The sequence below is a fragment of the Arthrobacter celericrescens genome, assembly GCF_003614925.1.
GTDB lineage: Bacteria > Actinomycetota > Actinomycetes > Actinomycetales > Micrococcaceae > Arthrobacter > Arthrobacter celericrescens.
Window position 1 is genome coordinate 88,176 of record NZ_QYLP01000090.1, and the last position, 20,697, is coordinate 108,872.

At 67.6% G+C, this 20,697-nt stretch carries 20 protein-coding genes; 14 read left to right on the forward strand and 6 right to left on the reverse strand.

Translation table 11 applies throughout. From position 1 onward, the window contains the following. Positions 1 to 148: 148 nt before the first annotated feature. Genes D3654_RS15805 through D3654_RS15835 form a run of 7 tightly spaced genes read left to right on the forward strand, consistent with a single transcriptional unit; the run spans position 149 to position 7,414 of the window. Complete coding sequence (locus tag D3654_RS15805; protein WP_120522414.1) at positions 149 to 1,468, forward strand: extracellular solute-binding protein; 1,320 nt, start codon at positions 149 to 151, stop codon at positions 1,466 to 1,468. 2 nt (positions 1,469 to 1,470) lie between these two features. Further along, complete coding sequence (locus D3654_RS15810; RefSeq protein WP_120522415.1) at positions 1,471 to 2,370, forward strand: carbohydrate ABC transporter permease; 900 nt, start codon at positions 1,471 to 1,473, stop codon at positions 2,368 to 2,370. Then, entirely contained in the window at positions 2,370 to 3,272 is a 903-nt protein-coding gene (locus tag D3654_RS15815; RefSeq protein ID WP_120522416.1) for a carbohydrate ABC transporter permease, read from the forward strand. Before D3654_RS15810 ends, D3654_RS15815 begins: the two co-directional genes overlap by 1 nt. Before the next feature lie 12 nt (positions 3,273 to 3,284). After that, positions 3,285 to 4,517 (forward strand): Gfo/Idh/MocA family protein, encoded by a 1,233-nt coding sequence (locus D3654_RS15820; RefSeq protein ID WP_120522417.1) that lies wholly within the window; start codon positions 3,285 to 3,287, stop codon positions 4,515 to 4,517. Position 4,518: 1 nt separating this feature from the next. Next, positions 4,519 to 5,526, forward strand: coding sequence for a sugar phosphate isomerase/epimerase family protein (locus D3654_RS15825; protein ID WP_120522418.1), 1,008 nt, complete (start codon positions 4,519 to 4,521; stop codon positions 5,524 to 5,526). A gap of 59 nt (positions 5,527 to 5,585) precedes the next feature. Then, positions 5,586 to 6,284, forward strand: a complete 699-nt coding sequence (locus tag D3654_RS15830; RefSeq protein ID WP_120522419.1) for a ThuA domain-containing protein — start codon at positions 5,586 to 5,588, stop codon at positions 6,282 to 6,284. Next, positions 6,269 to 7,414 carry a Gfo/Idh/MocA family protein gene (locus D3654_RS15835; protein WP_120522420.1) on the forward strand — a complete coding sequence of 382 codons (1,146 nt, stop codon included), beginning with the start codon at positions 6,269 to 6,271 and terminating at the stop codon, positions 7,412 to 7,414. Before D3654_RS15830 ends, D3654_RS15835 begins: the two co-directional genes overlap by 16 nt. Here D3654_RS15835 and D3654_RS15840 read toward each other — a convergent pair. The 3 genes from D3654_RS15840 to xylA all read right to left on the reverse strand — a co-directional run bounded on the left by D3654_RS15840 (position 7,396) and on the right by xylA (position 11,446). Next, positions 7,396 to 8,610 carry an ROK family transcriptional regulator gene (locus tag D3654_RS15840; protein WP_120522421.1) on the reverse strand — a complete coding sequence of 405 codons (1,215 nt, stop codon included), beginning with the start codon at positions 8,608 to 8,610 and terminating at the stop codon, positions 7,396 to 7,398. The genes D3654_RS15835 and D3654_RS15840 overlap by 19 nt on opposite strands. Before the next feature lie 108 nt (positions 8,611 to 8,718). Beyond that, positions 8,719 to 10,236, reverse strand: coding sequence for a xylulokinase (gene xylB / locus D3654_RS15845; protein ID WP_120522422.1), 1,518 nt, complete (start codon positions 10,234 to 10,236; stop codon positions 8,719 to 8,721). A gap of 19 nt (positions 10,237 to 10,255) precedes the next feature. Next, positions 10,256 to 11,446, reverse strand: coding sequence for a xylose isomerase (xylA, locus tag D3654_RS15850; RefSeq protein WP_120522423.1), 1,191 nt, complete (start codon positions 11,444 to 11,446; stop codon positions 10,256 to 10,258). Positions 11,447 to 11,619: 173 nt separating this feature from the next. Between xylA and D3654_RS15855 the strand changes: the two genes are divergently transcribed. Together D3654_RS15855 and D3654_RS15860 are read left to right on the forward strand one after the other, a co-directional pair. Then, positions 11,620 to 12,924, forward strand: a complete 1,305-nt coding sequence (locus tag D3654_RS15855) for an FAD-binding protein (RefSeq protein WP_120522473.1) — start codon at positions 11,620 to 11,622, stop codon at positions 12,922 to 12,924. 10 nt (positions 12,925 to 12,934) lie between these two features. Then, positions 12,935 to 14,155, forward strand: coding sequence for an ROK family transcriptional regulator (locus D3654_RS15860; RefSeq protein ID WP_120522424.1), 1,221 nt, complete (start codon positions 12,935 to 12,937; stop codon positions 14,153 to 14,155). Here the strand turns inward: D3654_RS15860 and D3654_RS15865 are convergent. Then, positions 14,118 to 14,720, reverse strand: a complete 603-nt coding sequence (locus tag D3654_RS15865) for a TetR/AcrR family transcriptional regulator (RefSeq protein ID WP_120522425.1) — start codon at positions 14,718 to 14,720, stop codon at positions 14,118 to 14,120. The genes D3654_RS15860 and D3654_RS15865 overlap by 38 nt on opposite strands. A gap of 89 nt (positions 14,721 to 14,809) precedes the next feature. Between D3654_RS15865 and D3654_RS15870 the strand changes: the two genes are divergently transcribed. Next, a complete protein-coding gene (locus tag D3654_RS15870) occupies positions 14,810 to 15,232 on the forward strand; it encodes a nuclear transport factor 2 family protein (protein ID WP_120522426.1) in 423 nt (140 codons plus the stop codon). Beyond that, entirely contained in the window at positions 15,232 to 15,681 is a 450-nt protein-coding gene (locus D3654_RS15875; RefSeq protein ID WP_120522427.1) for an LIC_13387 family protein, read from the forward strand. The genes D3654_RS15870 and D3654_RS15875 overlap by 1 nt, the downstream gene beginning before the upstream one ends. An 18-nt stretch (positions 15,682 to 15,699) precedes the next feature. Here D3654_RS15875 and D3654_RS15880 read toward each other — a convergent pair whose 3' ends face one another. Next, positions 15,700 to 16,965, reverse strand: a complete 1,266-nt coding sequence (locus tag D3654_RS15880; RefSeq protein WP_120522428.1) for a glycosyltransferase — start codon at positions 16,963 to 16,965, stop codon at positions 15,700 to 15,702. Beyond that, on the reverse strand, positions 16,965 to 17,567 hold the full coding sequence (locus D3654_RS15885; protein WP_120522429.1) for a TetR/AcrR family transcriptional regulator: 603 nt from the start codon (positions 17,565 to 17,567) through the stop codon (positions 16,965 to 16,967). The genes D3654_RS15880 and D3654_RS15885 overlap by 1 nt, the downstream gene beginning before the upstream one ends. Before the next feature lie 114 nt (positions 17,568 to 17,681). Between D3654_RS15885 and D3654_RS15890 the strand changes: the two genes are divergently transcribed. The 3 genes from D3654_RS15890 to D3654_RS15900 all read left to right on the forward strand — a co-directional run bounded on the left by D3654_RS15890 (position 17,682) and on the right by D3654_RS15900 (position 20,651). Beyond that, the gene (locus tag D3654_RS15890) at positions 17,682 to 18,359 is read left to right on the forward strand and encodes a GntR family transcriptional regulator (RefSeq protein ID WP_205571832.1); all 678 of its coding nucleotides are present in this window, start codon (positions 17,682 to 17,684) and stop codon (positions 18,357 to 18,359) included. 493 nt (positions 18,360 to 18,852) lie between these two features. Continuing rightward, entirely contained in the window at positions 18,853 to 19,653 is an 801-nt protein-coding gene (locus tag D3654_RS15895; RefSeq protein WP_120522431.1) for a hydroxypyruvate isomerase family protein, read from the forward strand. 74 nt (positions 19,654 to 19,727) lie between these two features. Continuing rightward, complete coding sequence (locus D3654_RS15900) at positions 19,728 to 20,651, forward strand: 2-hydroxy-3-oxopropionate reductase (protein ID WP_280960124.1); 924 nt, start codon at positions 19,728 to 19,730, stop codon at positions 20,649 to 20,651. The last annotated feature ends 46 nt before the right edge of the window (positions 20,652 to 20,697 follow it).

Sequence of the window (20,697 nt, forward strand, 5' to 3'; positions counted from 1 at the left end):
TGCTTCACGGACCGAAAATACTATCGAAATATTTCGAACCGAGATGTGTTCCGTGTCAACGGCAGCGTGGCCTCCCCCCGACGGCCGGACTCCCGAAACCAACAGCCGGGCAATCAGCGTCGAGCCCGAAGGACGAATGGAAATGCAAATGGTAAAACTCACGTTGCGTTCAGCAGCGATCGCCGCCACTGCCGCGGCAGTCTCGATCTCCCTGGCGGCCTGCGGATCCAGCGGGCCTGCGGGTTCGGCGGCCAGCGCCGATTCGGCGACGATGTGGGGACTGACGGGCGGCAACCAGCCCGTGCTCCAGAAGTCGGTGGACGCTTGGAACAAGGCCCACCCTGAAGAGTCCATCAAGCTCGACTTCTTCGCGAACGATGCGTACAAGACCAAGGTGCGCACCGCCGTCGGCGCCGGGCAGGGACCCACCTTCATCTACGGTTGGGGCGGCGGCGTCCTGAAGTCGTACGTGGACGCCGGCCAGGTGGCCGACCTGTCCGACTTCGTCAAGGACAACCCCGAGGTCAAGAGCCGCTACCTGCCCTCCGTGCTTAAGAACGGCACGATCGACGGAAAGACCTACGCCCTGCCGAACAACAACGTGCAGCCCGTGGTCCTGTACTACAACAAGGAAGTCTTCGACAAGATCGGCGCCGAGGCCCCCAAGACCTGGGACGAGCTCATGGCGCTGGTGCCGAAGTTCAAGGCCGCCGGAGTGGCCCCGTTCTCGCTGGGTGGCCAGTCCAAGTGGCCGGACCTGATGTGGCTTGAATACCTGGTGGAGCGCATCGGCGGCCCCGAGGTGTTCGCCAACATCGCCGCCAACAAGCCCGGTGCCTGGTCCGACCCCGCCGTCAAGGAAGCCCTCACCAAGATCCAGGAACTGGTGGACGCCGGCGGTTTCATCAACGGATTCTCCTCCATTGCCGCGGACAGCAACGCAGACCAGGCCCTCCTCTACACCGGGAAGGCCGCCATGATCCTGCAGGGCGGCTGGATCTACCAGGGCCTGAAGAAGGATGCCGCGGACTTCGTCTCGAGCGGCAAGCTGGGTTACACCACCTTCCCGACGGTCGAGGGCGGCAAGGGCGATCCCGCCAATGTGGTGGGCAATCCGTCCAATTTCTGGTCGATCTCGTCCAAGGCCACGGACAGCCAGAAGAAGGCCGCCCTCGAATACGTCAAGAGCGGCATGTTCACCGACGCCGACACCCAGGCGCTCATCGATTCCGGAGCCGTCCCGGTTACCACGGGCATCGAAGACAAGCTCGCGGCCTCGCCGGACAAGGACTTCCTGAGCTACGTCTACGGCATGGCCAAGAATGCGCCGAGCTTCACCCTCTCCTGGGACCAGGCCCTCAGCCCCGCACAGGGCGACGCCATGCTGGCGAACCTGGACCAGATCTTCCTCAAGAAGATCACCCCCGAGCAGTTCGTCACCACGATGAACGCGACGATCGGAAAGTAGCAGTGTCTGTCTCAACCGGTTCCCGGCGGGTCCTCGAAAAGGGCCCGTCGGGGTGGCTGGCCGCTCCGGCCCTGTTCTTGTTCCTGCTGTTCGCCATCATCCCGTTGGCCGGCGTCTTCTTCCTCAGCTTCACCGCATGGGACGGGCTGGGCGAGATCAAGCTGGACGGCCTGTCGAGCTGGACCACCGTGCTGACCGACCCGGTCACCGGGAACGCATTGTGGGTCACCGCCAAGATCATGTTCTTCTCGTTCGTGGTCCAGGCGCCCATCAGCCTCCTGCTCGGCGTCTTCACGTCCGCTTCCCAGAAATACCGCGCGGTCCTCGCGGTCCTGTACTTCGTTCCGCTGCTGCTCTCCTCGGCCGCCGTGGCCATCGCGTACAAGGCCCTTCTGGACCCGAACTTCGGCCTCGGCCCGGGGCTGGGCGTTCCGTTCCTGGCGCAGGATTGGCTTGGCAACTCGGACCTGGTGCTGTTCGTGGTGGTCTTCGTGATCGCCTGGCAGTTCGTCCCGTTCCACACACTCATCTACCAAGGCGGCGTGCGGCAGATTCCGGCGTCGCTCTACGAGGCGGCCCAGATCGACGGCGCCGGGCGGGTCCAGCAGTTCTTCGCCATCACCTTGCCGCAGCTGAAGTACACCATCATCACGTCCTCCACCCTCATGGTGGTCGGCTCGCTGGCCTACTTCGACCTCATCTTCGTCCTCACCGGCGGCGGCCCCGGCTACTCCACCCGGCTGCTTCCGCTGCACATGTACCTGACCGGCTTCAAAGCCAACGACATGGGGGCCGCCAGCGCCCTCGGCGTGATCCTCGTGGTGATCGGCCTGGTGCTGGCCCTGGTCCTGCAACGCCTCGGCGGCAAGAACCGCAACGCAAGCCAATTGGAAGGTGCCTGATGGCTTCCACAACCCAGCTCCCCGTTCCCCCGGCAACCCGGGTGGCGCCGAACCGCAAGCCCGTCCAGCGGAGCAAGGGCCCGGGCCGCTCCCGCCCGAACTTCCTCGGCGGGCTGGGCGGCTGGCTGTGGCTGGCCATCATCATCGTCCCCATCTACTACGTGGTGGTCACGAGCCTGAAGAACCAGGCCGGATTCTTCACCTCCAACCCGATGATGCCGCCCACCGAGCCCACCTTGGACAACTACAAACTGGTCCTCGAAAACGACTTCGCGATGTATTTCGCGAACAGCCTGGTGGTCACCGTGGGCAGCGTGGTGCCCGCGCTCCTGGTCTCCTTCATGGCCGCCTACGCGATCGTCCGCGGCAAGTCCCGATTCCTCGGCTGGACGAACCGGCTCTTCCTCCTGGGCCTGGCCATTCCGCTGCACGCCACGATCATTCCGATCTATTGGATGATCACCAAGGCCCACCTCTACGACACCCTGCTGGCGCTGATGCTCCCGTCGATCGCGTTCGCCATTCCCATCTCCGTGCTGATCCTGAGCAACTTCATGCGCGACGTCCCGAACGAACTGTTCGAGTCGATGCGCCTGGACGGTTGCTCGGACTGGGCCATGATGTGGCGCCTTGCGCTGCCCCTGACCAAGCCGGCCGTGATCACCGTGGGCATCTACAACGCACTGCACGTCTGGAACGGCTTCCTCTTCCCGCTCATCCTCACCCAAAGCCCGTCCACCCGCGTCCTGCCGCTGTCCCTGTGGACGTTCCAGGGCGAGTTCAGCGTCAACATTCCGGCGGTGCTGGCCTCGGTGGTGCTCGCCACCCTGCCGTTGCTGGTCATCTACGTGGTGGCCCGCCGCCAGCTCATCAGCGGGCTCACGGCCGGCTTCAGCAAATAGAAAGGTCTCCCTATGACAAGCACGACGCCCCTGCGCGTGGGCATGGTGGGGTACGCGTTCATGGGCGCCGCCCATTCCCATGCCTGGCGCACCGCGCCGAGGTTCTTTGATCTGCCGCTCGCCCCGGAGCTGACCGCCCTGTGCGGAAGGAACGACGACGGCGTCCGGGCCGCCGCTGCCAAGCTCGGCTGGGGATCCGTGGAGACTGACTGGCGGCGCCTGATCGAGCGCGACGACATCGACCTGATTGATATATGCACTCCCGGGAATACCCACGCGGAGATCGCCATCGCGGCCCTTGAAGCCGGGAAGCACGTCCTGTGCGAGAAGCCGCTGGCGAACTCCGTGGCAGAAGCCGAACGCATGACCGCTGCCGCCCGGGCCGCCGCGGAACGCGGCGTGTTTTCGATGTGCGGCTTCTCTTACCGCCGCACCCCTGCGCTGGCCTTGGCCAGGCGGATGGTCGCCGAAGGCAGGCTCGGGCAGATCCGCCACGTGCGGGCCCAGTACCTGCAGGACTGGCTCTCCGACGAGAACGCGCCCATGACCTGGCGCCTGGACAAGGCCAAGTCCGGGTCCGGTTCCCTCGGCGACATCGGAGCCCACAGCATCGACGCCGCGCAGTGGGTCACCGGGCAGAACATCACCGGCGTCTCCGCCCTGCTCGAAACCTTCGTCCACGAGCGTCCCCTCGCCGGTGACCTCGTGGGCCTCGGCGGGCACGGCGACACGGACGCCGATGCGCCGCGCGGGGCCGTCACCGTGGATGACGCGGCTATCTTCAGCGCACGCTTCGACGGCGGAACAGTCGACGGCGGAATGTTCGACGGCGGCGCTGCCGCACCGGGCGCCGTCGGGGTGTTCGAAGCGACCCGCTTCGCGCTGGGACGCAAGAACGCGATGCGCCTGGAGGTCAACGGCACCCTCGGCTCGCTCGCGTTCGACTTCGAGGACATGAACGTGCTGTCCGTCTACGACGCCGCACAGTCCCCCGACGCCGGATTCCGGCGGATCTTCGTCACCGAACCCGAACACCCGTACGTCGGCAACTGGTGGCCCACCGGCCACGGCCTGGGCTACGAGCACGGCTTCACCCACCAGGTGGTGGACCTCGTGGCTGCGATCGGGGCGGGGACCCAGCCAACGCCGTCGTTCGCCGACGCCCTGCAGGTGCAGCGCGTCCTGGAAGCCGTCGAAACCAGCGCCCTCGAAGAGAGCCGCTGGACCAAAGTTGAGGGAGCCTGACATGGCACGAGCGATCACCCTGTTCACCGGCCAGTGGGCCGACCTGCCCTTCGAAGACGTCGCACGGCTCGCCGGGGAGTGGGGCTTCGACGGGCTCGAGATCGCCTGCTGGGGCGACCACCTCGACCCCGTCCGCGCAGCCACCGACGACGCCTACGTCCAGGACCGGCTGGATATCCTCAAACGCAACGGGCTGGAGGTCTTCGCGATCGCCAACCACCTCACGGGCCAGGCAGTGTGCGATGACCCGATCGATGAGCGGCACCGGGACATCCTCCCGGAGCAAGTGTGGGGCGACGGCGACGCCGAAGGCGTGCGGCAGCGCGCGGCGGAGACGATGAAGGCCACCGCGCGGGCCGCCTCACGTCTCGGCGTCCGGACTGTCACCGGGTTCACCGGATCCTCGATCTGGAAGGCCGTGGCCATGTTCCCGCCGGCGTCGACGGGAATGATCGAGCGGGGCTACCAGGATTTCGCGGACCGCTGGAACCCGATCCTGGATGTGTTCGACGAGGAGGGAGTCCGCTTCGCGCTGGAAGTCCATCCGTCCGAGATCGCCTACGACTACTGGACCGCCAAGCGGACCCTGGAAGCGATCGGCCACCGGGAGGCCTTCGGGCTGAACTTCGACCCCTCGCACTTCATCTGGCAGGACCTGGACCCGGTGATGTTCCTCCAGGACTTCGCGGACAAGATCTTCCACGTGCACGTCAAGGAATCCGTGCGGCAGCTCAACGGCCGCAACGGCCGGCTCGGCTCGCACCTGCCGTGGGCGGATCCCCGCCGCGGCTGGGACTTCGTCACCGCCGGGCACGGCGACGTGAACTGGGAACCGATCTTCCGCACCCTGAATGCGATCGGCTATGAGGGACCCGCCAGCGTCGAATGGGAGGACGCCGGCATGGACCGCCTCATCGGCGCCCCGCAGTCCCTCGCCATGGTGAAGGAACTCGCCCGCATCGCACCGCCCGCCGCGGCGTTCGACGCCGCCTTCAGCAGCAGCCGGTGACGGCCGCACCGCAGCCGCGGGGCCGCCGTCGTACCTCACTTTCAAAAGCAAAGGAAACCATGACTGACACAAAGACCGCCCTGGTGGTGCGCGGCGGCTGGGACGGCCACCAGCCCACCGAGGCCACCGAACTGTTCATTCCATTCCTGAAAGAGAATGGCTACGAAGTGCGGGTGGAGGAATCCCCCAAGGTATATGCCGATACGGAATACATGGCCGGGGTGGACCTGATCGTGCAGTGCGTGACGATGTCCACCATCGAGAAGGACGAGTTCGAAGGCCTGCGCACCGCCGTCGAGAACGGCACCGGCCTGGCCGGCTGGCACGGCGGGATCGCCGATTCCTACCGGAACACCTCGGACTACTTGCACATGATCGGCGGCCAGTTCGCCTGCCACCCCGGCAAGCACCCGGACGAACGCACCGGCGGGATGTCGGACAACTACGTGCCGCACACGGTGAACATGCTCCCGGCAGCGGCGAACCACCCCATCACCGAAGGCATCGGCGACTTCGAACTGGTCACCGAACAGTACTGGGTCCTCGCCGACGACTACATCGACGTCCTCGCCACCACCACCCAGAAAGTCCGGGACTGGGACCAGTGGAACCGCGAAGTCACCTCCCCCGCGATCTGGACCCGGCAATGGGCCAAGGGCCGGATCTTTGTCGCCACCCCCGGACACCGCGTGGAAATCCTCCAGGACGCCAACGTCCGCACGATCATCGAAAGGGGCATGCTATGGGCAAGCCGCTGAACACAGGCAAGCCGCTAAAGGTCGGAATCATCGGCTGCGGCGCCATCATCGCCCAGTACCTCACGAACTTCCGCCGGCTCGACGCCATCGAACTGGTCGCCGTCGCCGACCTGGACTTTGCCCGGGCGCAGGCGGTGGCCGATTCGTACGAAGGCGTCCGCGCCCTGTCCGTGGACGAGCTCCTGGCGGCGGACGACGTCGAACTCGTCCTGAACCTGACCATCCCGGCGGCGCACGGGCCGATCGCGCTGCAGGCGATCGCCGCTGGAAAGAGCGTGTACGGGGAGAAGCCGCTTGCGGCGACCACCGCGGAGGCCCGGCGGGTCCTCGACGCCGCGCGGGAGGCCGGCGTCGTGGTCGGCTGCGCGCCCGACACCGTGCTCGGCACCGGGATCCAGACTGCCCGGAAGGCGATCGACGACGGACTGATCGGTTCCCCGATCTCGGCCACCGCCACCATGGTCACCCCGGGGCACGAGCGCTGGCACCCGAACCCGGACTTCTATTACCAGCCCGGCGGCGGGCCCCTGCTGGACATGGGCCCGTATTACGTCAGCGCCCTGGTCACGCTGCTCGGCCCGGTGGTTTCGGTGGTCGGCGCGGCAAGCCACACCCGCCCGGAACGCGTGATCGGCTCGGGCCCGCGGGAGGGCGAGGTGATCCCGGTGGGCATCGATTCGCACGTCACCGGCGTCCTGGTCCACGCCTCCGGAGCCCTGTCCACGCTGTTCATGAGCTTCGACGCGGTCAAGTCGAAGTCGGCCAACATCGAGGTCCACGGCTCGCTCGGCACCCTCGCTGTGCCGGATCCGAACCATTTCGACGGCGACGTGGAGCTTTTCGCACTCGGCGCCGACACCTGGCAGACCCTTCCCGTCTCGGCGGGCTACCTCGACTCGGGCCGCGGCTTCGGCATCGCCGACCTCGCCGCGACGCCCGCCGGATCGGAGCCGCGCGCGGGCGGCCAACTGGCCTTCCACGCGCTCGAGGTCATGGAATCGGTGCTCGCCTCCGCACACAGCGGAGCGGCGGTGGCCATCACGAGCACGGTGGCGCGGCCGGAGCCGGTGGAGTTGGCAGCGCTCGCGGCCGGGGTTCCCGTTGGCGGCGGTCAGGAAATCAGCTCGTAGGGACGCCCGAGGATTCTCCGCACTGTGGTGGCGGCGGCGCCGACAAGCGCCGCCGTCTGCCCCAGTCCGGAGAACGCCACATTCCCGGCCGGGATGAGTCCGGGCGCATAGCGTTCCAGGCTCCGGCACAGAGCCGGAGCGATCCAGTCCTCGAGCGCGGCGAAGTGCCCGCCGAGGACCACGGCGGAAATGTTCGCCACCCGAGCCGTCGAAGCCACCGCGATTCCGAGATATTGCCCGGCCCGCTCCACGGCTGATACGGCGCCCTCGTCGCCGTCGGCCAGCCGCTCCAGGAGCCGCTCCATCCGGCGGCCCTCCTGCTCTATGCCGGCCGCGGAATATATGGCGTCCTGGCCGGCGAAGGCCTCAAGGCAGCCGCGCCCTCCGCACGCGCACCGCGGTCCGTCGGGATGCACCACCATGTGCCCGATCTCGCCGGCATGTCCCTGCGGGCCGGCGTAAAGCCGGGAATCGATGACCAGGCCGCCGCCTACCCCGACCTCTCCCGAAACGTAGAGGAAGTCGCTGAAAGTGGCGCCATGGCCGTGCCAGAGTTCGGCGAGCGCTGCGCTGTTCGCCTCGTTCGAGAGCGATACTCCGAACGGCGCGCCCGGCAGGAGCCCGGGAAGTTCCGTTGAGAGGTCGACGCCGGTCCAGCCCAGGTTGGGGGCGGCGAGCACCATGTTCCGCTCGGCGTCCACGAGTCCCGGAACCGTCAGTTCCCCGCCAAGAAGTTCGACGCCGGAGGCCGCTGCCGCGATTGCCGCCCGTCCGGTCATCTCCACGAGGAGCGGCAGGAGGTCCGCGGGCGCGCTTCCGCGGTTGCGGCGTTCGACGCTTTCCTGGAACAACAGGTCCCCGGCGAGGTCCAGCACCCCGACGGCCAGGTGGTCCACGCTGATTTCGGCGGCGAGCGCACCACGGGCCGGGTTGAGCACCAGCCCCGTCCCCGGCCGCCCGCGTTCACCGTCCCGGGCAATGCTGTCTTCCCGCACCAGGCCCGCCCCAAGCAGGTCCGCCACGAGGCTGGAGACCGAGGCCTTGGTCAGTCCGATGTCGGCGGCAAGCCGGGCGCGCGTCACCCCGCCGTTCCTGTGGATTCCGCCAAGGACGAGCGCCAGGTTCTGCCGGCGGACGTCGCCCACCCGTCCGGCAGCGTGCTTTCCGACTGTTGCGTGCGTCGGTGGATGAGGCATGGGCCCTCCGGGAGCGGATTGGGGACGTGGTGGCCTCCATCATCCTTCAGGGAGGGCCCATGGGCGGGCAATTCCGCAACGGGCCAGAGGGCTTACTAGGCCGCGCGGCTACTCGCCACCAGTACCAAGGGCAACAAGCGCCGCCGCTTTCGCGTAGTTCGCCAGGATCCCTGGCCGGAAATCCGGCGCCGGCGCGACCTCGAGGGCCACGGGCCAGTCCGGCCGTTCCCCTGCGAGCGCCCACGCCGCCTGCACCGCGGCGCCCCGGGCAACGTACTCGCCCGGGCTCGGCACCACGACGGGAAGCTCGAACACCTGGGCCGCGATCCGCTGCACGGCGGGATTCTGCACGGCCCCGCCGATCAGCAGCAGCCGTTCGGCACTGAGGCCCTGCCCACGCAGCGCCTCGAGCCCGCTGGCGAGTCCGCACAGCATGCCTTCGATGGCTGCCCGGGCGATGTTCGGCCGGGTGGTGGAGGCGATGCTGAGCCCGTGGAAGCTCGCATTCGCGTGGGGCAGGTTGGGGGTCCGCTCCCCCTCGAAGTACGGCACGAGCACCACGCCGCCGGCGCCCGGTTCCGCCTCCAGGGCGAGCCGGGAGAGTTCGTCGAAGTCGACGTCGAGCATTCCGGCAACGGAGCTGAGCACGCGGGCGGCGTTCAGGGTCACGGTGATCGGCAGGTACTCGCCGCCGGCGTCCGCGAAGCCGGCCACGGTACCGCTGGCGTCCTGTCCGGGCGAAGTGTCGACGGCGAACACGGTGCCGCTGGTACCGACGGACACAACGACGTCGCCGGCCCTCGCCCCCAGGCCGAGCGCCGCGGCGGCATTGTCACCTGCCCCCGCGCCCAGCAGAATTCCGTCGGCCGGGATTCCTGCGGTGCCGCCCAGCGGGGCACCGCCGAAACAATCGGGATGGACCCGGCCGGCGCGGTCACCGGGACCCAGCACCCGGGGCAGGATTACGACGCCGGCCGCGTCGCCGCCGTCGGGAACGGCTTCCCGGGCGTCCTGGCCGAAGGCGAGCTTGAACAGCTCCAGGTCGTAGCGACCGGTCAGCGGGCTCCAGTACCCGGTGCCGCTGGCGTCCGAGCGGTCCGTGGTGAGGGCGTCCAGATCCGGCCCCAGCGGGCTGGAGCCCGCCGGACCGTAACCGCGCAGCCGCCAGCTGAGCCAGTCATGGGGCAGCGCGACGGCGGCCACCCTGGCCAGGCTTTCCGGCTCGTTGTCCCGGATCCAGCGGACCTTGGTGATGGTGAAGGAGGCCACGGGCACCAGGCCGGTGCGCCGGGCGAAGTCCTCCGCCCCCACTTCGGCGGTGAGGTCCGCCGCGGCGCCCGCCGAACGGGTATCGTTCCACAGCAGGGCCGGGCGGATCACCCTGCCGTCGCGGTCCAGCAGCACCATGCCGTGCTGCTGGCCCCCGACAGACAGGGCGCTGACATCCGGCAGGCCACCGGCGTCGTCGAACGCTTCGGAAAGCGCCCGCCACCACTCCTCCGGATGGATTTCCGTGCCCTCCGGATGGCTCGCACGTCCCTCGCGGACCAACGCGCCGCTGTCCGCGTCCAGGACCACCACTTTGCAGCTCTGGGTAGAGGAATCGACGCCGGCAACCAGGTTCATCGGATCTGCCGCCACGGGATCAGCGGGCTCCGAGGAGGTGCTCGATGAAGAGCTGCTGGAGCTTCACGAAGCCGAAGCCCTTGCCGCCGAAGTAGGCGTCGGCGTCGAAGTCCTCGTAGGAGGACCTGTCCGCGCGGAGCTGCTCGTAGCCTTCGCCCGGGTTCAGGGTGGGCTCGTTGATTTCGGAGACGCGGGACGCCTCGAGGGCGGCCTGGACCTCGGGGTCGGCGCGGAAGGCCTTGGCGCGTTCCTTCAGGAGCAGGTAGGTCTGCATGTTCGCAGCCGCGGAGTCCCACACGCCATCGATGTCCTCGGTGCGGCTCGGCTTGTAGTCAAAGTGGCGCGGACCGTCGTAGGCCGGGCCGCCGTCGGGGCCGCCGTTTTCGAGCAGGTCCACCAGGGAGAAGGCGTTCTGCAGGTCGCCGTGGCCGAACACCAGGTCCTGGTCGAACTTGATGCTGCGCTGGCCGTTGAGGTCGATGTGGAAAAGCTTGCCCTGGTACAGGGCCTGGGCGATGCCGTGGGTGAAGTTCAGGCCCGCCATCTGCTCGTGGCCGGTCTCCGGGTTGATGCCCACCAGTTCGGGGCGTTCCAGTGTCTCGATGAACGCCAGGGCGTGGCCGAGGGTAGGCAGGAGGATGTCGCCACGGGGTTCGTTCGGCTTCGGTTCGATGGCGAAGCGGATGTTGTAGCCCTTGTCCGTGACGTAGTCGCCAAGGAGGTTCACGGCCTCGCGGTAGCGTTCCAAGGCACCGCGGATGTCCTTGGCTGCGTCGTACTCGCTGCCTTCGCGACCGCCCCACATCACGAAGGTCTCGGCGCCGAGCTCTGCGGCGAGGTCAATGTTGTCCAACACCTTGCGCAGGGCAAAGCGGCGGACGCCGCGGTCGTTGCTGGTGAAACCGCCGTCCTTGAAGACCGGGTGGCTGAACAGGTTGGTGGTGACCATCGGGACGACCATCCCGGTGGATTTCAGGGCACCCTGCAGGCGGTCGATCTCGCGCTGGCGGTCGGCCGCCGAGCAGCCGAAGGGGAAGAGGTCGTTGTCATGGAAGGTGATGCCGTACGCGCCAAGGTCGCTGAGCCGGTTGACGGCTTCCACGGTGTCCAGCGGCGGACGGGTGGCGGAACCGAACTGGTCCTGGGCCTCCCATCCCACGGTCCACAGACCGAAGGAGAACTTGTCTTCACGGGTGGGCTGAATCGTCATTGAGTGCTCCGGGTTGCTTGAGGCGGGCTTGGTGAACTGAATTGTTCTGCTAACCAACATATTATGGATTTCCATGATGTCAACCACTTTTGTCCGGGAATCCCGCGCGGAAGGTGAGCGGGCGGCGGCGAGGAAACCTCTAGCCTGAAGCCGCCGACGCTGTTATGTTGTTGATGACATCAAATACATGCCCCAAGCCCCGGACGAAGGATTCCACCGTGACTGATCAACTGGTAGCCGAACGCAACTGGGCCCGGAACTACGGCTACCAAGCACCGCGGATCGCCCACCCGGAGAACGTTGCCGAACTCCAGGACCTCGTAGCCGGCGCGCAGCACATCCGGGCGCTCGGCTCCCGGCATTCCTTCAACGCCATCGCGGACACCGTGGGAACCCTCGCGGTGCTGGACCGCTTCGAGCCCGGCATCAGCATCGACGCGGACGCCATGACGGTCACGGTCAGCGGCGGCACCCGCTACGGAACCCTCGCCACGGAACTGCAGCGCCAGGGCTTCGCCCTCCACAACCTGGCCTCGCTCCCCCACATTTCCGTCGCGGGAGCGGTGGCGACGGCGACCCACGGCTCCGGTGACACGAACGGCAACCTCGCCACCGCCGTCGCCGGCCTCCGGATGGTCACCGCGGACGGCGGCCTCCTCACCGCCCGCCGCGGCGATCCGGACTTCGACGGCATGGTGGTTGGACTGGGCGCGCTGGGCATCGTCACCGGGCTGACCCTGGACATCGAGCCCGGCTTCGAGGTCTCCCAGAACGTCTTCGAGAACCTCAGCTGGGAGCAGGTCCTGGAAGACTTTGACGCCGTGACGGCCTCGGCCTACAGCGTCAGCCTGTTCACCGACTGGAGCGGCACCACCATCGGCCAGGCGTGGCTCAAGCGGCGCAGCGCGGAACCGGCCCCGACGGCATTCTTCGGCGGCGCCCCGGCCACGGAAGCACGGCACCCCCTCCCCGGAGTCTCGGGCAGCAACTGCACGCAGCAGCTCGGCGTTCCCGGTCCGTGGTCCGAGCGGCTGGCGCATTTCAGGATGGAGTTCACCCCGAGCCAGGGCGACGAACTCCAGAGCGAATACTTCATCCCCCGCGAACATGCCGTGGACGCCCTGCGCACCATGCGCGGGCTCTCCGACATTGTGACCCGGCTGCTGCTGGTCGGCGAGATCCGCACCATGGCGGCGGACAATCTCTGGCTGAGCCCCAACTACGGCCGCGACGGCATCGGCCTGCATTTCACCTGGCGCCAGGACCAGCCGGCGGTGGAGGCCGTCCTTCCGCTGATCGAAGCGGAACTGGCCCCGTTCGCGGCGAGGCCGCACTGGGGCAAGCTGTTCGACGCCGGTGCTGCCGCCGTCGCGCCTTTGTACCCGCGCTTCGGCGACTTCATCGCCCTGGCCGGGCGCCTGGATCCGGAGGGGAAGTTCCGCAACGGATTCCTTGACCGCGCCGTGTTTGGCAGCTGATATTCTCGCGATGATGTCCGCAACAGCCCGTCCCGCCGCGCCCGCCGGCGACCTTGATCCGTCGCGCCGGAACAACCTGGCCCTGATTTCGTCCCTGGTCCACCACCACGGTGTCCTCAGCCGGGCGGAGCTGACCAAGAGGACGGGCCTGAACAGGTCCACCGTGGGGACGCTGGTGGGCCAGCTCGTGGCCCTCGGACTGGTCTACGAAAGCGCACCGTCCGGCGAAGGGCAGGTGGGCCGCCCCAGCCCGGACGTCCGGCCCGATCCGTCAACCGCCGCGCTTGCCGTGAATCCCGAGGTGGACGCCGTCACCATTGGGCTGGTGAGCCTGGGCGGGCAGGTGCAGAAGAAGATCCGCTTCGCCACGGAGCGGATTCCCACGGCCAGGGAGGCCGTGAACATCGCCGCCGCCGTCATCGCCGGGATGCGCTCGGAGCTTGATGCCTCCTACCGGATCACCGGCATCGGGATGGCCGTTCCGGGCCTGGTCAACCGGGCGGACGGCGTGGTCCGCCATGCCCCGCACCTGGCCTGGCGGGACGAACCCGTGGCCCGGATGATGAGCGAAGCCACCGGCTACCCCTGCCTCGCGGACAACGACGCCTCGCTGGGCGCCGAGGCCGAGCTGATCTTCGGCGCCGGCGCCGGCCGCGGCAACCTGGTCTACCTCAACGGCGGCGCCAGCGGCATCGGCGGCGGCGTCATCGCGGACGGCGCGCTGCTGCGCGGCTCCACCGGATATGCGGGGGAACTCGGGCACACCTTCGTGCGCACCGACGGCAAGGCCTGCCACTGCGGTGCCACCGGATGCCTCGAAACCGAAGTCTCGCAGGCCCCCCTCTTTGAGCTGGCCGGGCTGGAAGGCGGGGACGCCGCCCAGCTCGAGGAGGCGCTCCGCGCGAAGGACAGCCCTGAACTCGCCGCGGAAGCCGCCCGGCAACTGGGTTTCCTGGGTATCACCCTGCGCAACGCGGTCAACACCTTCGACCCGGACACGATCGTGCTGGACGGCTTCCTCGGCGTCCTCCACTCGCTCTCGCCCGGCACATTGGAGGGATTGCTCCGCACCCAGGCGCTCGACGGCGCCGCGGACAAGACCAGGATCCACCGCGCCGCCCTCGGCTCGGACCTCATGATGATCGGCGCCGCGGAGCTCGTGTTCACCGGGGTCCTGGCCGACCCCGCCGGGATCAGGGAGCTTCCGGTGCCTGCGGGGAAGGCGCGTTAGGGCGCTGGTAATCGATCGCCCATTCGATCAAGCCGCGCAACTGTCCGGCTAGCTGGTCGTGGTCAGGCGGCACGGCAAGAGTGGCGTGGTACATCAGCAACCCGTCCAGTGGTGCAGTGAGTTGACGCACCACGTCTTCTGCGGCCGGACCTATGACTCCGCGAAGACGAGCGGCGAGCATCAGCTGCACCTGCTTGCGCGCACGGTCCAGTGGTGGCCGGAGTTCGGGCCGCCGCGTCGACTCCAGGAGCAACTCGTAGCGGGCGATCTGGCGATCCCGGTTGTCGGTCGCCCAACTGATCAGCAGCCCGGCCATGTGACCGACCGCATCCTCGACGTCCTTCAGCTGTTCCGGCAGCTCCAGCTCGTCCAGTTCAACGAGACGCTGCACCAGTGCGTCCAGCAGGGCGGCCCGGGTCCGGTAGTAGTACGACGTCGACCCCTGGGGCAGCCCGGCGGTGCGGTCAACCGCGCGGTGGGTGAACCCCCGCATGCCCTCCTTTGCGAGCGTTTTGATCGCGGCATCGGCAATCTCGGTGCGGCGTGACAGGGCGGATGTCTCCATTGCCAAGAGTATAGAGGTCCTCTACGCCGGTAGAGACCTGCGTACAAAATGGGTTGCCAAGCATCCTCTACAGGCGTAGAGTCCGGGCCATGAACAACAACGGAAATGACTACAAGCCGGACGTGCTGTCCGCCGTCGAGTATTTCTACCGTGCCCTCACGGCCAGGCAGCCCGCGGAAATCCTGAATGCTGTGCAGGACGACTTCGTCCTCAAGCTGAGCCCTGGCCTCCCGCTTCCCGGCCCCAGGGAATACCACGGCGGGGAGGCTGCGGTAGCCAACGTCTGGGGACGCATCCCCGCTTACGACTTCGCGCTGCGATGCGAGCCGGACCGGAAGTTCGTCGTTGCCGACAACGAGGTCCTCGTACTCGGGCACTACCGCGGCGCCGGCTGGGAATCCCCTTTTGCCCACGTTCTGACAGTGCGGGACGGCAAATTGGCCACCCTACGTCAGATCACCGACACCCGCTGCTGGCCCGAACCGCCGGCAGCCAACAGCCGGGAGTCCTGATGCAGCTGACAGCATTCCGAGTCGGTGCCGGCGCCTGGATGTTCACCGGCGTCGTGCACGACATCCTCGACCTTGCGCTGCCGGGCGATCCCGAACTGGGTGCAGCGATGCGCGCCTCCCACGTTCAACTCGGCCCGATCTCGCTCCAAGCCGAATCGTTGACCCAGGGCATCAGTCTCGCCATGGGCCTTGCGATGTTCGTCGTCGGGCTGCTGCTGTGGATGCTGGCCAGGCTGCTCAAGGCGACGCCGGACCGGATGCTGCCCTTCGGGATCGTTGCACTGGCCGCAAGCATCGCCGCGCTCGGCCTGGCCGCACTATTCATCCCCGGACCACCGCTTGTGACCTTCGCGATCGCCACTGCTGCCTTCACCATTGCCCTCATCAGGAAGCCAAGCGCACGGCCCACCGCCGCCTCACGCCGCCAGCTGGTTTCCCGCGGCGCCTGAAGAAAAATCCGATCAGGCTTACTGGGTAGCCCCGGCCTGCCCCTTGTGCCGCGCGGGGAGCAGGCCCTCCAAGGCATCCACCCCCGCCATGGCTCCCCCGGCGGCGAGGTAGCCGGCCGCGACCCGGCGGGCGCCGTCGGCCTTGCCGATGGCCTGGCGGACCGCGGCGCGGAGCGATTCCGGGGTGAGCTTTGCGGGACGGAGCCGGACACCGGCGTCGGCGGCCACCACCCGCGCCGCCACCTCGTTTTGGTCACGGCCGAACGGGACCACCACCACCGGCACGCCCTTGGCGAGCGCCTTCTGGGTGGCTCCCATGCCTCCGTGCGTGACGGCCACCGCGGCCCGTTCCAGGACGGGCCCGTGCGGTACGAAGCGCTCCACCCGCGCATTCGCAGGGACGGTACCGATGCCCTCCGACCCGGAGGCGGGAAGCGTGGCAACCACGGTGAACGGCTCATCCGCGAGGCCCTGCAAGGCCATGCGCACGAGTTTCTCGTCCGCCTGATACTCGGACGACGTGGTCACCAGGACGGCCGGCTTGTCGATCGCGTCGAGCCATTCCGGCAACTCCGCAGAGGGCTCCCACGAAAGGGCGCCGATCATCCGGACTTCCGGCCCCCAGTCCGGATGGGCGTACTCGAACGGTTCCGCGGTGGTCAGGAGCATGAGCGGGGCCCGGCGGAAGAAAGCGTCCGCGGTGCGCAGGGGCGGGAGCCGGCCGCCGCTGGCCTCGGCGCGCGTCCGGTTGATTCCGGGCATCATCACCTTCTCGACGGCGGCAATCACCACGCGGCGGACGACGGCGTCGCGCGCCCTCCCCAGCGGTCCGGACATCGGGGCAAGCCCCGGCCCGAACGGCGGGGTTCCCTTGGATTCGAGCGGCGGGATGTAGGGGCTCACCGTGGCCCACGGAAGGCCGGAGTTCTCCGCGACAGTGCCGGCACCCCACGCATTGATGTCCAGCAGCAGCAGGTCCGGGCCGACGTCGTCCATGGCCGCTTTGAAGTCCGGGGCGTCGAGGCGGGCTCGCGAGGTGAAGGTGTCCACGCTGGACGCCAGCGCCGTCCTGACTGACTTGGCGAGGTAGTCCCGGTGTTCCAGGTCCAGCAGCCGTTGGTCAACGGGCGCGGCGTGGAAGCCGAGCGCGCGCATCGCGGCGACCTGGCTGGGCAGCGTGCGCAGATGGACGTCGTGGCCCCTCGCCTTCAGCTCCAGCAGCAGCGGAACCATGGGGAAAAGGTGGCCAATGGCGGGCGAGGTGTAGGCGAGGACGGTGGACATCAGGGGCTCCGGGTGAACGGCTCGAGCATCTCGAGCAGGGAAATGCAGACCTGGTCGCGGCTCAGCCCCGCATCGAGGCGGAGGAGCTTCCAGGTGTAGACGTCGCACAGGGCGACGAACTGGGCGAGCCGGCGGTCACGGTCCGCCCCGTGCAGCTCCTCCAGGAACGGGGCAAAGACCCGTGCGCACCATTGCCGGTGGTACTGCCGCCCGCCCTCGGTGATCCGGGCCAGGACCGGGGACGCGTCTTCCTCGGAAAGCAGCTTCAGGGCGAGGGTCGCCGTCGTCTCGTAGTGTTCCAGCAAGTTCCCGACGGCGGCGGGCACGTCCCCGGCAGGTGCGGCATCGCGCTGGCTGGCCACGTTCGCCGCGGAGTATTCGGCGGTGGCGTTGATCAGGGCGGTGCGGTCGCCGAAGCGCCGGATGACGGTCTGGACCGTGACGCCCGCGCGCTCGGCGACGGCAGCCAGCGTGACGTTTGCGAGCGGTCCTTCCATGAACAGGTCCAGGGTCGCCTGGAGGATGCGGCGCCCGGTTTCGGCCGCAGAGGAAGCCCGCTTGCTCATGTCGTACGAGCGGCTCTGCGTCCCGCCTGGTTTCATGTTAATTAAACTAACTTTAATTCTGGAGGGCGTCCAGGGTCTTGCCCCGCTGGCGAAGCCGCTCACTGCCCGGATATGCAGGCGGGACGTCGGGCCGACCGCTATATTTGATCCGTGGTGCTCTCCAAGCGAATCGAAACGACTCCGATGACCGACCAGGTCTATGCGATGCTTCACGAAGCGATCCTGAACGGCGACCTGGCGGCAGGCACTCCCCTGCGTTTCAAGGAACTCGCCGAACAGGTAGGAACGAGCACCATGCCCGTTCGTGAGGCGCTCCGCCGCTTGGAGGCGGCCGGCCTGGCCGAGCGTGCACCCCACAGGGGCGTCATCGTGAAGGAGATTTCCCTCAAGGAACTCGTCCCCGTGTACGAGGTGCGGCATATGCTCGAGCCGCAAGCCGCACGGCTGGGCAGCCTGAACATCTCGGCAGAAGACTGCGACCGGATGGAAGCCGAATACGTTCTGCTGCGTGAGGCCTTCAATGAAGGCCGCGTGGTCGCCCTCCTTGACCACGACGAAGCCATACTCTCGATCCTTTATGGCGCATCGGGGAACCCCGTGCTTCTGCAGATGATCCAAACCCTGTGGCAGCAGTGCCGGGCGTACAAGATCGTCGGCGCCCAGGGACGACTGGCCGACGGCGACGATTCCCTCTGGCACTACCAGGAAGAGCTGATCGCCGCAGCACGCAAGAACGACGCCGATGCTGCCGCCTCAATCAGCGACACCTCCCTTACGGACGCGAGCAACCGCATCAAGGAAGCCTTGGCGGGCCAGCGCGAAGGGTAGGGGTTCCGGGGCTTAGTCCCCGGACCTGCAGTGAAGATGTCGGGAAGCAGCCCGGTTTCTTGCTACGGCCGATTCCAGCGACGGCCTCTCGTTCTTGTCTTGCCCAACCCACCTCTGCTGTTGGCTCCACGCTGCGCTTGGGGTGCCCAGCCAGGTCGGGACTTCGCGGCGCACACCCTCGCCATTGAACTTTCAGGACCTTTGGCACCCCCGCGACCAAGAAGCTCGCGCCAGTGCTGCGTGACTTCACAAGTACCCCCGGGCGGCCGGTCGAGTCTTCGGCCCATACCAACCTGCCTGGCTCCGCACCGGCCACCTGTTCGGCCGTAGCATTCGAACGTTTGGTATCCCAACCCGCCCCTCCCCTTGACTCCCCCGCCCCACCTTCCCTACACTTTTCATAAAGCAGAATCTAAATTCCACAAAGCGGAAACTGTAGACTGAAGCCCAGCGGAACCACGATCCAAAGCCCCTCCTCGGAAGGACACCTACGATGACGTACACAGTGAACTGCTCCATCCTGCTGACGGAGCTGCCCCTGCTCGAGCGCCCGGCCGCCGCCAAGGCCGCCGGTTTTGACGCCGTCGAGTTCTGGTGGCCGTTCGACACCTCCGTCCCCACCGACGCCCAGGTCACCGAATTCGAGAACGCCATCAAGGACGCCGGCGTGCAGCTCACCGGCCTGAACTTCAACGCCGGCAACATGCCCGGCGGCGACCGCGGCCTGGTCTCCTGGCCCGCCCGCTCCTCCGAATTCCAGGACAACATCGACGTCGTCGCCGGCATCGGCGAGCGCCTTGGCTGCAAGGCATTCAACGCCCTCTACGGCAACCGCGTTGACGGCGTCTCCGCCGAAGAGCAGGACGCCATCGGGGCCGAGAACCTCGCCAAGGCCGCCCAGGGCGTGGCCCGCATCGGCGGCACCGTCCTCCTCGAACCGGTCAGCGGCGCACCCAAGTACCCGCTCCTCAAGGCAGCCGACGCCCTGGCCGTCATCGCCCGCGTCAAGGAAGAATCCGGCGTCGGGAACGTCAAGCTGCTCGCTGACTTCTACCACCTGGCCGTCAACGGCGACGACGTCGCTGCGGTCATCGAGAACCACGCCAAGGACTTCGGCCACATCCAGATCGCCGACAACCCCGGCCGCGGCGCCCCCGGCACCGGCGAACTCCCGCTCGGGGAATGGATCGCCCGCAGCCGCGAACTCGGTTACGAAGGCTACATCGGCCTCGAGTACAAGGAACCGCAGGAAACCGCCTTCGCCTGGGCCATCCGCGAACGCGCCACGCGCTAAAACGTCCCCTCCGCCCAACTGACTAGCAGTTGTTGTCGTTATGGAGCCTCAAAACGACAACTAATGCGAGCTAGTTGGGCAAGCCAGAAAAAGCAAAGACTTCCAGAAAGAGAACCACAATGAGCAACGTTGCAGTCATCGGCCTCGGAATCATGGGCCTGCCCATGGCCATCAACCTCGTCAAGGCCGGCCACACCGTCACCGGTTTCAACCGCAGCCAGGACAAGATCGAGAAGCTCGTCTCCGAAGGCGGCAAGGGTGCCAGCAGCATCGCCGACGCCGTGAAGGACGCCGACGTCGTCATCACCATGGTGCCGGACTCCCCCGATGTTGAGGGCGTGGTCAGCGGTGAAGAGGGCGTTTTCGCCAACGCCAAGCAGGGCACCTTGTGGATCGACGCTTCCTCCATCCGCCCCGACGTCGCTGTCCGCCTCGCCGAGGCTGCCAAGGCTGCCGGCATCCGCCCGCTGGACGCCCCGGTTTCCGGCGGCGAGCAGGGCGCCATCGACGCCGTCCTCTCCATCATGGTGGGCGGTTCCGCTGAAGACTTCGCTGCAGCCCAGGACGTCCTCAACGCAGTCGGCAAGACCATCGTCCACGTGGGCCCCTCCGGCTCCGGCCAGACCGTCAAGGCTGCAAACCAGCTGATCGTGGCCGTCAACATCGAGGTCCTCGGCGAAGCCATCGCCTTCCTCGAGGCCTACGGCGTGGACACCGACGCCGCCCTCAAGGTCCTCGGCGGCGGCCTGGCCGGCTCCAAGGTCCTGGACCAGAAGGGCCAGAAGATGCTCGACCGCAACTTCGACCCCGGCTTCCGCCTCGCCCTGCACCACAAGGACATGGGCATCGTCACCTCCGCAGCCCGCGAGGCCAACGTCGCCATCCCGCTCGGCGCAGCTGTCGCCCAGCTGGTCGCCGCCACCGTCAACCAGGGCGACGGCGGCCTGGACCACTCGGGACTCTTCAAGCAGGTCCTGCAGCTCAGCGGCCGAAAGTAGGCACACAACCCCCGGTTGAGTGCTCAGTAGTGGCGGGAATTCCGCG